Source organism: Bacillus sp. GC_Bacil_1 (assembly GCF_026540675.1).
GTDB lineage: Bacteria > Bacillota > Bacilli > Bacillales > Bacillaceae_G > Bacillus_A > Bacillus_A cereus.
This window is the reverse complement of sequence record NZ_JALNUG010000002.1, coordinates 215,975-228,684: the sequence shown is the minus strand read 5'-3', so window position 1 is coordinate 228,684 and position 12,710 is coordinate 215,975. Positions and strand designations below refer to the sequence as shown.

Genomic DNA, 12,710 nt, shown 5'->3' with positions numbered 1-12,710 from the left:
TGTTAAAGTCAGCTACTATTTTATATAGGGCTGCTATTTTCCTATAAATGCTATTTTAGTGAAGTGGGAGGAATCAATTTGGAAAATATAGAACAAGATAGAATTGAAAATCAAGTGTATTCAAATCGTGTAGTAAGATCAGAATTTGATGCGAATTGGGAAACTTGTATATCAAAGAGTGGTTATGTAATTTATGTAGCAACAAGTAATAATGCTGAAGTAATAGTACTTCTTGCAGATGGTTCAAGTAAATTATTAATTTTCGAAAAAGGCGGTAAAGTAGTAGTAGGTGGCGGTGGAACAAGTCATTACAGTAAGCCGCATATTGCAAGAAATATTTAAGGTAAAACATGTTAATTGAGAAGAAGCTGAAAGACGGTTAGTCATTCATATTTAGAGAATGACTAACCGTTTTTAAATGTAGTTTTTGAAGAATTATATATGTTATAGTATAATAGTGTTTTAAAACAATGTTATTTTAATATATTTCAAATTTTGTTATGTATTATTTTTATATTAAATTAGCACCTAAAGTATTTTTTTATATAAGGAGTAGTAATTAGAGAAATGAAAAATATAGACTTTATACTAGAAAGTGATGAGGCATTAAAACCGTCTGAACGATTAGTACTATTATTATTAGAGAAGCATAGAATGTTATATACGAACGATCTATTGGCATTATCAAATTTATCATATAAAACATTAACAGATTCATTAACGGCGCTTGTTTTAAAATCGTATGTGTTAAAGGAAACAGGTAAGGGAAGAAGACAGAATTGCTATAGATTAGTATGATAAGGCAGCTGTTTTAGAGATTTTTACATATGTTTTTTAATCGTAAGGCGAAAATGTGTTTTTGGTTTTCAAACGAAAAACTTACTATAAGAGGGGCTAAGATAGTAGTATTTCATTTTTGTAAGTGTAATTATTTCGTCATTGAAAATACAAAAATAAAATAAACCGCATAAAACAGAAATAAAAAAACAATCCATTTTAAAAATGGATTGTTTTTTTATTGGAATAATATTATTTGATATGTTGAAAGCATGAATAGCAGAATAAACATTACCTGTTTTAGTTCATGCAACTGAACGAATACGATGAAAACTATGTGTATAGTTTTTTTTATTGCTTTTTTCAGTAACTCTAATGAAATCATAGTCTTTATTGTTTAAAGGTATTATTTTAAACATTATTGCTATTCAACATTAAGTACAAAAGTAATTTATAATATTATTATGTAAACTTAAGTTTTTAAAAGGAAAATGTAATAATTAATAGAACATGTAGAAGGGGATGCTTAAATATTTTGAAGGATAGGAGATTATTATGGAGCATTTACAATCAATAGTACAAGCTGTTTTAAGTGGTCATAAGGAAAAAGTAGTGGAGTATATAAAGGCGAGTCCAAGTATTGTTAACGAATGTAGTGAAGATGGATGGACACCACTTCATTTAGCAGCTTATTTTGGACAGAAAGAAATAGCGAGTTTTCTTTTAGAAAGCGGTGCAGATATACATAGTAGAGCGAAAAACGAAAATGAAAATACGCCTTTGCAAGCAGCAATTGCGAACAAGCAAAGTGAACTTGTTGCTTTCTTAATTGAAAAAGGATCAGATGTAAATATTATGCAAAGTGGTGGCTGGACAGGACTTCACGAAGCGGCATTATTAGGAAATGAAGAAATAATTATGTTACTCCTTAAAAATGGAGCTAATAAGATGATAAAGAAAAATGATGGGAAAACAGCGTATGATATTGCATTAGAAAAAGGATATGATCATCTATTACATCATTTGAAACAGGAAGTGAACTTATGATGAATAAATGGAGTGTTGGTATATTTTTATTTAATGAAGTAGAAGTGTTAGACTTTGCAGGGCCATTTGAAGTTTTTTCTGTAACTGAGGTGAATGAAGAAAAACCATTTACTGTTTATACCGTTAGCGAGAATGGGGAAATGATTACAGCAAGGAACGGATTGAAGGTACAGCCAGATTATAGTATTGAAAATTTACCACCAGTGGATATTTTAATAATTCCGGGTGGGCTAGGTGCTAGAGAATATGAAATAAAAAATGAAATAGTAATAAAATGGATTCGCCAACAAATGAAAGAAGTAAAGCTGATGACTTCAGTTTGTACAGGAGCGCTATTACTGGCGAAAGCAGGTTTACTGGAAGGTTTAAAAGCAACAACACATTGGGCTAGTATTGAAAAGTTTAAAAATGAGTTTCAAAATGTTGAAGTTATAGAAAATGTAAAGTTTGTAGATGAAGGACATATTATAACATCTGCCGGAATTTCAGCTGGAATTAATATGGCATTTCATATTGTGAAAAACTTGTTAGGTATGCATGTTGCGGAGGACACAGCGAAGCGAATGGAGTATGATATTAGTTTGCCAAATTAAAAAGCCCGGATTAGGCTTTTTATATTGAATGAATATAGTTAAGCTCTTCATCACTCAAAATAGGGCGAACAGATGCATTTGCATTTTCTTGTGCTTGCATTCCGGTTTTGGCACCAGGAATTACAACACTTACTGCCGGATGAGAGAGTACATAGCGAAGTGCAAGTTGCCCTAGGGTCTGATTTTTATTTGAGAGCAACCTAAGTTTTTCTACGGTTTGTAAGTCTTCTTGAAACCAAGTTTCATTTGGCCATTCTTTGCGTAAATCTCCATCTGGAAAAATTGTTTTATTTGTGAATTTTCCAGTTAAAATGCCCATTTTTAATGGACCACGAATAATAGTTCCTAGATTTTTCTCTTGTAAGAATGGTAATATATCTTTTTCAGGTTTTCGATTTAATATATTGTAATCAAGTTGTACGATATCAATTTCGTTGTTTTTATTGAAATGATGAATGTATTGTAAATCATGAGTCGAAACACCGACTGCTCTTACTTTGCCATCACGTTTTAATATGTCAAATGCACGTAGAAATGCTTCTGTTTCTCTACGATTATGCCACCAAATATGACAAAAATAAAGATCAATATAATCTGTTTGAAGACGTTGTAAACTTGTTTCAAATACGGCGATGATTTTTTCGGGAGTATCATATACAGGAACTCCATTAGGGTCGTAGTGGTGTCCGATTAAACCACCTTTCGTTGATAGGATAATATCATTACGATGTCCTTTAATCGCGGTAGCCACCAACTTTTCACTATGTCCTAAACCATACACATCCGCAGTATCAATAAAATTCACACCACACTCAATTGCTTTTTTTATAGCAGTTATAGATTGTTTATCGTTAACAGGTCCTCATTCATCACCACCGATTGCCCATGCACCAAAACCTATTTCAGAAACAGTTATTCCAGTTTTACCTAATGTGCGGTAATGCATATTTCCCCTCCTTGTAAGCATGTTATAACATGGATATGTGAGGTAAGAATTTTGTGTGTGAAAAAACTCTTCTACAATAGTAGAAAAAGAATTACAGAAACTACTATTTTATAGCAGCATGTATAAAAAAAAACGGTGTAAATGTAGAAATGTCGTCGAATGCTATCTTTAATTGGTTAATTTATGGGATATTTTTGTGAAGGAGTTTATTTTATAAGAATAGAATTTAGTTTAGTAAGAAAACGTGCCGATGATAGTGAAAAATATGGGTTAGGGGGATTTGAATGAGGAAACTCAAACGAGTAAATGTTCCTAATATACCAGAGCAATCATCACAACCTAGTGACAAGCGTAAGATAAATAAAAAGAAGTTAAGGCGTCTTATTTTAATGGTCCTTTTTATTGCGGCAACTACTCTGTATGTTCAATATATTTTAACGAAACAACAAGAAGTAATTGATAAAAAGAAAGATACGATTACGGATCAAAAGAAACAATTAGTATCTTTAAAGAAAGATAAAGGTTCTTTAAAGACTAACATAGAAAATTTAACAGACGATGAAGAAGAAATTTTGAAGTTTGCGAGAAAAGAGTATCAATTTTCTAAGTCAAATGAAACTATATTTGTGATGCCAAAGTAATAAAAAACAGCTAGCCATTGAACTGCACCTCCAATTGTTAGACACCGTCTAACAATTGGAGGTGCAGTTTTTTATGTATGAATGTCATGGTACAAGGAACAATCACATATTGTAAAAATGAAGAGTTTAAGCTATTTGCATAAATATGGAATATGCACTAAAATAAATGTTGTTAAAATTCTGTTAATTATATTATAATACAAGGTAAGCGGATACATTTTTTAATCAACGTTGAGTTCCTCGCTCATACGACTATTAAGAAACCCGTTATCCTCGTATAAGAAAGGAAGATAGCTGTGTACGCTTCAAATACAATTTATATCGTAGGGGATGCGAAAGCACCTCAAAATAATCCCATTACTGAAAAGTTTAAAAGCTATTTCGTAGCATTTGTACTTGTTAAGGATACAGGGGAAATTGTAGATGCAGACTGCTCAGCGACAATTGCATTAACATCTCAATTTGTTAAATATTTATTTCTACATAAAAATATAAATGACCCGGCGTTAGTAATGGAAGTAAAGAACCGATATTTCGGCTCTTCTCAAAAAGCGTTACTTGTAGCGCTAAAAGATGCACAGAAAAAATATAATCAGATTGCTGCTTTGTCTACTCAATCATAGACAAAATCCAGCCGTAAGAATCATTCTTATGGCTGGATTTTTTTATTTCACATTATCATCCTACACCAAAAGTAAACGAAAACAAAGTAGAGAGATAGGAGAGTAAATGCTCAATAGGTTTACCTAATAATCTGTGGGTATAAATTTCCAGTGGATTAAGATTTCACTTCATTGGAAGAAGAAAGGATGAACAAAATGAAAATTACAGACGTAAAAGTAAATCGTAGACGTATAAAACTGCATACACCGTTTAAAACCGCACTTCGCACTGTAACAGAAATTGAAAGTATAGATGTTTATATTCATACAGACGAAGGATTGATTGGTAAGGGGGCTGCAGCCGCAACGCCAGTTATTACGGGTGATTTCACCAGTGGAATGGAAGAAGCGATTTTAGGACCGATGCGTTCATGTTTAATTGGTCAAGATATCATTCAGTTTCAGCAGTTACTACAGCGCATTCAAATGAGTTGTATTGGAAATTCAAGTGCGAAAGCAGCGGTAGATATCGCTTTATATGATGTATATTGCCAATATCAAAATGTGCCGTTATATGCATTGTTAGGCGGGAAGAAAGAAATTTATACCGATATTACAGTGAGTGTGGATGAGCCTGTATTAATGGCAAAAGAAGCGAAGAAACATATAGAAAAAGGATTTCAAACATTAAAGATTAAAGTGGGTAAAGAGGCGCATTTAGATTTGGAACGTATTGAGGCAATTCGAAATGTGGTACCAAGAAATACGACATTACGTTTAGATGCGAATCAAGGTTGGAGTCCAAAAGAAGCGATCTCTATCATTCAAGAGATGGAAAATCGTAATTTAAATATAGAATTTATTGAACAACCAGTACACGCGAAAGATTGGGATGGGTTAAAGTACGTCAAAGATCGTGTGCAAACGCCAATTATGGCCGATGAAAGTATATTTTCAGCAAGTGATGCATTAAAGCTCGTTCAAGGAAGATACGCAGACTTAATTAATATTAAATTAATGAAATGTGGTGGCATACGTGAAGCATGGCGTATTGCAGATATCGCAGAAACGGCTGGTGTGAAGTGTATGGTGGGAAGCATGATGGAATCTTCACTTTCCGTTAGCGCTGTTGCACATTTAGCGGCAGCACATCCTAATATACATTATTTTGATCTTGATGCACCGCTTTGGTTAATGGAAGAGCCAGAAGGAATGACTTATTCTGGATCAAAGGTAAACCTTCAATCGACAATGAATAGTAAGTCTTAGGAAAAGAGACTAGTAAACTATTTTTTTAAGGGGGATATATATGAAAAAAGTAGGAACTGCATTTTTAACAACTTTATTTATATTTTCATCGTTTACATCGGCAAATGCTGAAGAAAAGAAGGATAATAAAGCATTTATAGATGTATCTGCTGCAACGTTATGGACAGCACCTGATTCATTAAGGTCAATCGATACACCGAGTGCAACAAATCCAGTGGATCTATGGAAATGGACGAAATCAATGACACTTGACGAGAAACTATGGTTAACAAATGCAAATAAATTAGAAACACAAGCGTTACTCGGTCAAGAAGTAACCGTTATTGATAAGAAAGGCGAGTGGGTGAAGGTATTAGTGCATGGACAGCCAACACCACGAAATGAAGAAGGTTATCCGGGCTGGATGCCTGAAAAGCAATTAACATATAATCAAGAATTTGTAGATAAAACAAATGAACCTTTTGTGTTAATAACAAAGCCAACTGCGATTTTATATATAAATCCTTCTGAAAAACATAAATCACTTGAAGTCAGTTATAATACAAGACTGCCGCTATTAAGTGAAGACACAATTTCATACCGTGTATTGTTGCCAAATGGTAAGAAAGCATGGCTACGAAAAAATGATGGAACAGTTTACCGTTCTCAAACTGATATTCCAAAACCGACAGCTGATGATTTAATTAACACAGGGAAAATGTTTTTAGGTTTACCGTATATATGGGCTGGTACAAGTGGTTTTGGATTTGATTGCTCTGGCTTCACGCATACGATCTATAAATCGCACGGCATTACAATTCCGCGAGATTCTGGACCGCAATCAAGAGCAGGAATTGCAGTTGATAAAGAAAACTTACAAAAGGGAGATTTAATCTTCTTTGCACATGATCAAGGGAAAGGTAGTGTCCATCACGTTGCAATGTATATTGGTGATGGCAATATGATTCACTCACCAAGAGCTGAAAGGTCGGTAGAGATTATACCACTAAATACACCAGGATATATAGAAGAATACGCTGGTGCTCGTCGTTACTTACCTTAAAAATAGAGGGGGTTTTTAAATGAAAAAAGTTGTTCGTTACTCATTAGTTAGTACTCTATTAGTTTCTTCATTTTTAGTTGGCTGCGCAAAAGAAAAAACTACAACAAAGCCGAAAGATGAAAAGAAAGTATTACAGTTACTAGAAACGGGTGAAATTCCGTCGTTAAACTCAGTGAAAGTCACAGATGCAGTCTCGTTTAACGTTTTGAATAACGTAATGGAAGGACTATTCCGTCTATCGAAAAATGATGAAGTAATTGAGGCAGGCGCACAAAAATATGAAGTGAGTAAAGATGGAAAGATATATACATTTCATTTGCGTGATGCGAAATGGTCAAACGGAGATCCAGTAACCGCTCATGATTACGTATACGCTTGGAAGCAATTGATTAATCCAGATACCGCTTCTCAATATGCATACATTGCGTACGATGTGAAAAACGCTGAGAAGATAAATAAAAAACAACTAGGTCTAGATGAATTAGGAGTAAAAGCGAAGGATGATAAAACGTTCGTCGTAGAGCTAGAACATCCTGTACCGTATTTTACGAAATTATTAATTTTACCATCCTTCTATCCAATTAACGAAAAATATGCGAAAGAGCAAGGTGATAAATACGGATTAGAAGCAAATAAAGCGGTATATAATGGACCATTTACATTATCAGAGTGGAAGCATGAAGCTAGCTTTACAATGAAGAAAAACGATAAGTATTGGGATAAAAAAGAAGTGAAGTTAGATGAAGTAAACTATCAAATTGTAAAAGAAATTTCAACTGCGGTAAATTTATATGAAACAGATAAAGTTGATAGAGCTGTTATTTCTACAGAATTCGTGGATAAATATAAAAATAATAAAGAGCTAAAACAATATACAGATCCAGTTATGTACTTCTTCCGATTTAATGAAAATGTACCGATTCTTAAAAATAAAAATGCACGTCTTGCGCTAAGTACAGTTTTTGATAAGAAAGGACTTGCGGATTCATTTTTAAATGATGGTTCGGTTGCTGCAAACTATTACGTACCAAAAGGATTTTTAAAGGGACCAGATAAAAAAGATTTTAGAAGTACGGCAGGTGAGTTTAATAAAACTGATGTAAAAAAAGCGAAAGAATATTGGGAAAAGGCAAAGCAAGAAACAGGTACAGATGAAGTGACGTTAGAACTATTAAATTATGACTTAGAAAACTTTAAAAAAGTTGGAGAGTACATTAAAGAGCAGCTTGAGAAAAATTTACCAGGTTTAAAAGTGAATGTGAAATTGCAACCACATACGCAAAAATTAGCACTAGAGAAGAAGAAAGAATATGAAATGTCGTTATCACGCTGGTTACCGGATTATCCAGATCCAATGACTTACTTAGAAGTATTCCTTTCTGGAAGCAGTGTTAATAATACAGAATATGCAAACCCAGAATATGATGCGTTAATTAAGAAGATTAAAACAGAATTAGGTAATGATGAAAAAGCTCGCTGGAAAGCAATGCAAGAAGCTGAAAAAATGCTACTTGATGATGCAGTAATTGCACCGGTATTCCAGCGCGGATTATCTTACTTACAAAAACCATATGTGAAAGATTTATATGTACATCAATTTGGTCCAGCTACAAGTTTAAAATGGGCAGATTTACAAAAATAAAAGAATGGGGAAACAGACTTCACGTATGTGATAGTCTGTTTTTTCTTATTTAAAGTTAGAAAAATAGTTCATGGTATAATTTATTAGTCTGTAAACAGTATTTGGAGGGAAAATGATGTCTATGTTTGAAGAAGAGAAAGTAATTTATACAAAAAGATTATTTATGAGGAAACCAATTGTAGAAGATATTGATCAGTTTTATAACATATTAAAAAAAGATACTGTTGGCAAATGGCTGGCTAAATCAAGAGGAATGTCGAAGGAAGAAACAAATGATTATATTGGGCAACTTATCTTACATTGGGAACAGTATGACTTCGGGGTATGGTTGTTATTTAATAGTGAAACAGGAAAGCTTTTAGGACATTGTGGTTTAAGAAAGGTAGATGAAACAGGTGAAATAGAAATTATGTATCTTCTTGACCCAGAACATTGGAGGAATGGGTATGCATTAGAAGCAGCAGAGGCTTCCATTAAATATGCAATAGAGACTTTGAATATAACAAGAATAATTGCTAGAGTTAAAGTAGCAAATGAGAGCTCGAAAAAACTTTTACGAAAGCTCGGGTTTATATATACTCATGAAGTTGATCATAGCGGGCGCTTATTATCATATTTTGAACTCCATACATCATCCAAAGAATTCTAGACATTTCATATATTTTTTCATTGTTAAAAAATAAAATTATTACTAAAATTCCAGTGTGAAATTTATGTAGAATCTTGTATAATTAACATGTTTCTATGGAAACATTTTCTTGCGCTATTTATATAGGGCTTAATAGAACAAGGAAGGAAATACATACATGTATATAATAGATAAATAGAATGGAACATGTATAGAGACAAAGGAGAGAAAAGATGACGTGTCAAAAACAAGGGTTACAATTTAATAACGATAGAAAGAGGGACAGAAGATGAAAATGAAGCATGCTTTTGGTCCTATAATTTTAGCGTGTGTGCTTTTTTTCATTATCATTCTAATCCCATCGAAAAGTTTAGTATCGCTTATTAGTGATAAGAAGGTAGAAGATGCGGCAACTTCTTTACAAAAAGAGAAATTACAAAGTGTTTTCTTACAGCAAAAAATGTTAGAGAATTCACAGTATTTACCGATGTACGGTTCATCAGAATTTTTACGAATGGATGCATATCATCCGTCTAATTATTTCAAAGTAAATCCAGCTGGTTTTACACCGTTTTTAATTGGAACTGGCGGTACACAAAGCTTAGCTCATATTTTAAATATGACATCTACTATGGATGAATTAGAAGGTAAAAAAGTAGTCTTTGTTCTTTCACCACAATGGTTTACAAAGACTGGTGTCTCACAAGGGGATTTCACTAATAATTTCTCCAAACAACAAGCATATCATTTTATTTTTAATGATGAGATAAATCCAGAAATGAAGAAGCAAATCGCGAAACGGCTATTAGATTATAAAGTTGTTCAAGAAGATGATATATTAAAAAATTCATTAGAAGGTATTGTATATAATGATACAAAACATAACATAAAAGCAGGTTTAGCTAAACCACTTGCTTATATGCATCGAAATATTTTAGATCATAGAGATTTATTTAACTCTTTATTTAAAATCGAACCGATGAAAGAGAAAACAAATATCGGACTTCGTTCAATTTCTTGGGAAGATGCACGTAAACACGCGGAACAAGAAGGGAAAGCTGAGTCTACTACAAATACATTCGGAATTGAAAATCCGTATTATCATAAGAATAATCTGAAGAAAAAACTAAAAGGTTTAAAAAACTTTAGAGCAAATGAAACATATGATGAATCACCAGAATATGATGATTTACAAATTATTTTAGATTTATTTAAAGAGAAAAATGTCAAACCACTCTTTATTTCTGTACCTGTAAATGGGCCTTGGTATGATTATACTGGATTCCCGAAAGAACGCCGTGAAGTGTATTATAAAAAAGTTCGAGAACAGGTTGAGAAAGCAGGATATCCAGTAGTTGATTTCTCTGGTCATGAATATGATAAGTATTTCTTAAAAGATACGATTCATTTGGGCTGGAAAGGTTGGATTTATTTTGATGAAGCAGTGCATAAATTTAATTCTGAGAAATAAAGTATAGAAATCGGAATGGCTATGAGCCGTTCCGATTTTTTTAGTATAGAGGATTTTGGTGAGGACAATTTGGGAATGCATGTATATCTTGAATCTGTCTATAATCATAATGTTTCATTGCGAACTGGGATTGATAAAGGTATTCATACACATATAATTGACCATCATGAGCTGAACATAATACACCAGAAGTTCCTTGCCCATTTATGAAGGAAATACCGATAGGGCGTCTGATTAAGTATGGTATTTTTTGCTGCCAATGCATAGGGGAATCACTCCTTTTTGAGATAATATACGAAAGAAATGATCAAACGGTTGCTTATCCATGTAAATGTAGATGGAAAGGTGTTATATAATTCCTGGAGATTAATTCATATATAAATAAAAAACCGCTATAACTCCGAATGAATTTATAGCGGTTTTTGTTATATACTTAAGCAAGATTTTTACGCTTTTTTGTCCATTTTTTTATAACGAAGTATAAAAGTATAAGTACGACGCCACCAATTGCGAATGATTTCACATAAGGACTAGCAATATCGTTAATATTTTCCCAATTTTCACCTAGTTTTTCACCTAAATAAATGAAAATAATAGACCAAGGGATAATCGCAAGTGCTGTTAATGTAGTGAAACGTAGTAAAGGCATTTTTGTAATACCAGCAGGAATTGAAATCGCATGACGCACTACTGGAATGAAGCGTGCTGTAAAAATGACGCCAGTTCCGTAACGATTAAACCAATCTTCTGCAGCATCTATTTGTTTTTTATGTATGAAAATATATTTTCCATAACGTTCTAATATAGGGCGTCCGCCGTATCGTCCAAGCCAATAAATAAAGATTTGGGCAATAACACCGCCAATTGTACCGAATACAACTGCGCCTACAAATGAGATACTTCCATTGAATACTAAGTATCCTGCATAAGCAAGGACAATTTCACTTGGGATAATCTCAATCATAAGTCCAAGCATAATGCCCCAATAACCTAATCCTTCAAAAAACGTTAATACTGAATGAATAAAACTACTTAACATTGTTGCACCTTCTAGTTTATGAATTTTTGAGTATAAGAACCTTTTATTTAATCACATAAAAGGTTCACTATATGTAGATTATACCTTATTTACATAGGGGATTGCTATTTCAATTCTTTTATGTCTCTCATAAGTATTATAGTAAAGGATATAAGCCGGGTTTTTATGAAGGGTTAATGAAAAGGTTATTAAAAATTTCTCATAAAAAAATAGAAGCATTTCTGCTCCTATTTTTTAAGGCTTCACATCTAAGTTCTGTAAAAATAAAGTTGCTGTTACGTAACGCTTTGCTAACATTTGTACATAAGCGGTATGTACAGAAAGGGTCGCAATGATAATAGCGTTACGAATTGCTTCGCGTTGTTCGTTATTAATTTGATCGAACTTGCTTGCGATTTTATCAGCTTTTTCTTTTACGATGTTTTCAATTGTATGAACTGTATCTGTTGCATTTAGTTGTAAGCAATTCCCTTGATTGAGTTCTTCAAATAGAGAAGAGTATGCTACATATAAATGAACAGGATTGATTAAATCATCACTTCGATCGGCTGGGTCATTAACGATAAGGCGTAATAGCTTACGAATTGATTCAAAATCAAGTGCTGTTTTTAAATCTTCGACAATAAATAGTAAGGCTGCTTGTTCAATCGAATATTTTTTCCCTTTTTGAGGAGAGCCAATCATTTCTTTTATATCTCGTTTCACCCAGTTTTGCATAGCAGTTACAGAGAAACTTGTGTTTTCAATCTGATTGCCAAGCGCAACTATTTCATTTAAAGAAAAACCGACATCAGTATCGTCAATTTTAATCAGCTTTTCAAAAATAGGTGAAAGTGCGGTAGTAATAAAAGCTGTAACGCTTTGTCCGCTTTCAATATCTTTTTTATGTGACTTTGCCCAAGCTTCTTGTAAAATACCGAGAGGCTTTTTCGTATTCCATCCTCTTAGTGATAGAAGAAGGGTAGCCATTTCGTTTCGTGTGAGATGAAATGTTTCCATCTTTTCACCTCCAA

At 33.1% G+C, this 12,710-nt stretch carries 14 protein-coding genes and 1 pseudogene; 11 read left to right on the top strand and 4 right to left on the bottom strand.

Annotated features, from left to right (window positions below; genetic code table 11):
* The first annotated feature begins 78 nt into the window (after positions 1 to 78).
* The 4 genes from OXT04_RS04235 (at position 79) to OXT04_RS04220 (ending at position 2,417) form a co-directional block, all read left to right on the top strand.
* Positions 79 to 342, top strand: a complete 264-nt coding sequence (locus OXT04_RS04235; RefSeq protein WP_016081250.1) for a hypothetical protein — start codon at positions 79 to 81, stop codon at positions 340 to 342.
* 225 nt (positions 343 to 567) lie between these two features.
* The gene (locus OXT04_RS04230) at positions 568 to 798 is read left to right on the top strand and encodes a hypothetical protein (protein ID WP_000789031.1); all 231 of its coding nucleotides are present in this window, start codon (positions 568 to 570) and stop codon (positions 796 to 798) included.
* Between the two features lie 534 nt (positions 799 to 1,332).
* On the top strand, positions 1,333 to 1,824 hold the full coding sequence (locus tag OXT04_RS04225) for an ankyrin repeat domain-containing protein (protein WP_267413311.1): 492 nt from the start codon (positions 1,333 to 1,335) through the stop codon (positions 1,822 to 1,824).
* Positions 1,821 to 2,417, top strand: a complete 597-nt coding sequence (locus OXT04_RS04220; protein ID WP_000981422.1) for a DJ-1/PfpI family protein — start codon at positions 1,821 to 1,823, stop codon at positions 2,415 to 2,417. The genes OXT04_RS04225 and OXT04_RS04220 overlap by 4 nt, the downstream gene beginning before the upstream one ends.
* Before the next feature lie 19 nt (positions 2,418 to 2,436).
* On the opposite strand, the pseudogene OXT04_RS04215 reads toward OXT04_RS04220, so the two are convergent.
* Positions 2,437 to 3,363, bottom strand: a pseudogene (locus OXT04_RS04215) (aldo/keto reductase).
* A gap of 284 nt (positions 3,364 to 3,647) precedes the next feature.
* Here OXT04_RS04215 and OXT04_RS04210 point away from each other — a divergent pair.
* The 7 genes from OXT04_RS04210 to dltD all read left to right on the top strand — a co-directional run bounded on the left by OXT04_RS04210 (position 3,648) and on the right by dltD (position 10,658).
* The gene (locus OXT04_RS04210; RefSeq protein ID WP_001228739.1) at positions 3,648 to 4,004 is read left to right on the top strand and encodes an FtsB family cell division protein; all 357 of its coding nucleotides are present in this window, start codon (positions 3,648 to 3,650) and stop codon (positions 4,002 to 4,004) included.
* 296 nt (positions 4,005 to 4,300) lie between these two features.
* Entirely contained in the window at positions 4,301 to 4,627 is a 327-nt protein-coding gene (locus tag OXT04_RS04205; protein WP_000271314.1) for a DUF3870 domain-containing protein, read from the top strand.
* A gap of 186 nt (positions 4,628 to 4,813) precedes the next feature.
* Entirely contained in the window at positions 4,814 to 5,875 is a 1,062-nt protein-coding gene (locus tag OXT04_RS04200; protein WP_140158900.1) for a dipeptide epimerase, read from the top strand.
* A gap of 40 nt (positions 5,876 to 5,915) precedes the next feature.
* Positions 5,916 to 6,917, top strand: coding sequence for a C40 family peptidase (locus tag OXT04_RS04195; protein WP_267413305.1), 1,002 nt, complete (start codon positions 5,916 to 5,918; stop codon positions 6,915 to 6,917).
* Between the two features lie 19 nt (positions 6,918 to 6,936).
* Positions 6,937 to 8,559 carry a peptide ABC transporter substrate-binding protein gene (locus OXT04_RS04190; protein ID WP_097821850.1) on the top strand — a complete coding sequence of 541 codons (1,623 nt, stop codon included), beginning with the start codon at positions 6,937 to 6,939 and terminating at the stop codon, positions 8,557 to 8,559.
* A gap of 115 nt (positions 8,560 to 8,674) precedes the next feature.
* The gene (locus tag OXT04_RS04185) at positions 8,675 to 9,208 is read left to right on the top strand and encodes a GNAT family N-acetyltransferase (RefSeq protein WP_142306385.1); all 534 of its coding nucleotides are present in this window, start codon (positions 8,675 to 8,677) and stop codon (positions 9,206 to 9,208) included.
* 268 nt (positions 9,209 to 9,476) lie between these two features.
* Positions 9,477 to 10,658, top strand: coding sequence for a D-alanyl-lipoteichoic acid biosynthesis protein DltD (gene dltD / locus OXT04_RS04180; protein WP_000782299.1), 1,182 nt, complete (start codon positions 9,477 to 9,479; stop codon positions 10,656 to 10,658).
* Positions 10,659 to 10,698: 40 nt separating this feature from the next.
* Here dltD and OXT04_RS04175 read toward each other — a convergent pair whose 3' ends face one another.
* From OXT04_RS04175 to OXT04_RS04165, 3 genes are all read right to left on the bottom strand, one after another.
* The gene (locus tag OXT04_RS04175) at positions 10,699 to 10,923 is read right to left on the bottom strand and encodes a hypothetical protein (protein WP_000558699.1); all 225 of its coding nucleotides are present in this window, start codon (positions 10,921 to 10,923) and stop codon (positions 10,699 to 10,701) included.
* Positions 10,924 to 11,091: 168 nt separating this feature from the next.
* Complete coding sequence (gene uptA, locus OXT04_RS04170) at positions 11,092 to 11,697, bottom strand: undecaprenyl phosphate transporter UptA (protein WP_000952916.1); 606 nt, start codon at positions 11,695 to 11,697, stop codon at positions 11,092 to 11,094.
* 234 nt (positions 11,698 to 11,931) lie between these two features.
* Complete coding sequence (locus OXT04_RS04165) at positions 11,932 to 12,696, bottom strand: DUF1836 domain-containing protein (RefSeq protein ID WP_000447231.1); 765 nt, start codon at positions 12,694 to 12,696, stop codon at positions 11,932 to 11,934.
* Positions 12,697 to 12,710: the final 14 nt, after the last annotated feature.

What these genes read in the sequence shown, in the direction of transcription:
- OXT04_RS04230 (WP_000789031.1), top strand. Translation starts at nt 568, where the DNA reads ATGAAAAATATAGACTTTATACTAGAAAGTGATGAGGCATTAAAACCG.
- OXT04_RS04225 (WP_267413311.1), top strand. Translation starts at nt 1,333, where the DNA reads ATGGAGCATTTACAATCAATAGTACAAGCTGTTTTAAGTGGTCATAAG.
- OXT04_RS04220 (WP_000981422.1), top strand. Translation starts at nt 1,821, where the DNA reads ATGATGAATAAATGGAGTGTTGGTATATTTTTATTTAATGAAGTAGAA.
- OXT04_RS04210 (WP_001228739.1), top strand. Translation starts at nt 3,648, where the DNA reads ATGAGGAAACTCAAACGAGTAAATGTTCCTAATATACCAGAGCAATCA.
- OXT04_RS04200 (WP_140158900.1), top strand. Translation starts at nt 4,814, where the DNA reads ATGAACAAAATGAAAATTACAGACGTAAAAGTAAATCGTAGACGTATA.
- OXT04_RS04195 (WP_267413305.1), top strand. Translation starts at nt 5,916, where the DNA reads ATGAAAAAAGTAGGAACTGCATTTTTAACAACTTTATTTATATTTTCA.
- OXT04_RS04190 (WP_097821850.1), top strand. Translation starts at nt 6,937, where the DNA reads ATGAAAAAAGTTGTTCGTTACTCATTAGTTAGTACTCTATTAGTTTCT.
- OXT04_RS04185 (WP_142306385.1), top strand. Translation starts at nt 8,675, where the DNA reads ATGTCTATGTTTGAAGAAGAGAAAGTAATTTATACAAAAAGATTATTT.
- dltD (WP_000782299.1), top strand. Translation starts at nt 9,477, where the DNA reads ATGAAAATGAAGCATGCTTTTGGTCCTATAATTTTAGCGTGTGTGCTT.
- OXT04_RS04175 (WP_000558699.1), bottom strand. Translation starts at nt 10,923, where the DNA reads ATGCATTGGCAGCAAAAAATACCATACTTAATCAGACGCCCTATCGGT.
- uptA (WP_000952916.1), bottom strand. Translation starts at nt 11,697, where the DNA reads ATGTTAAGTAGTTTTATTCATTCAGTATTAACGTTTTTTGAAGGATTA.
- OXT04_RS04165 (WP_000447231.1), bottom strand. Translation starts at nt 12,696, where the DNA reads ATGGAAACATTTCATCTCACACGAAACGAAATGGCTACCCTTCTTCTA.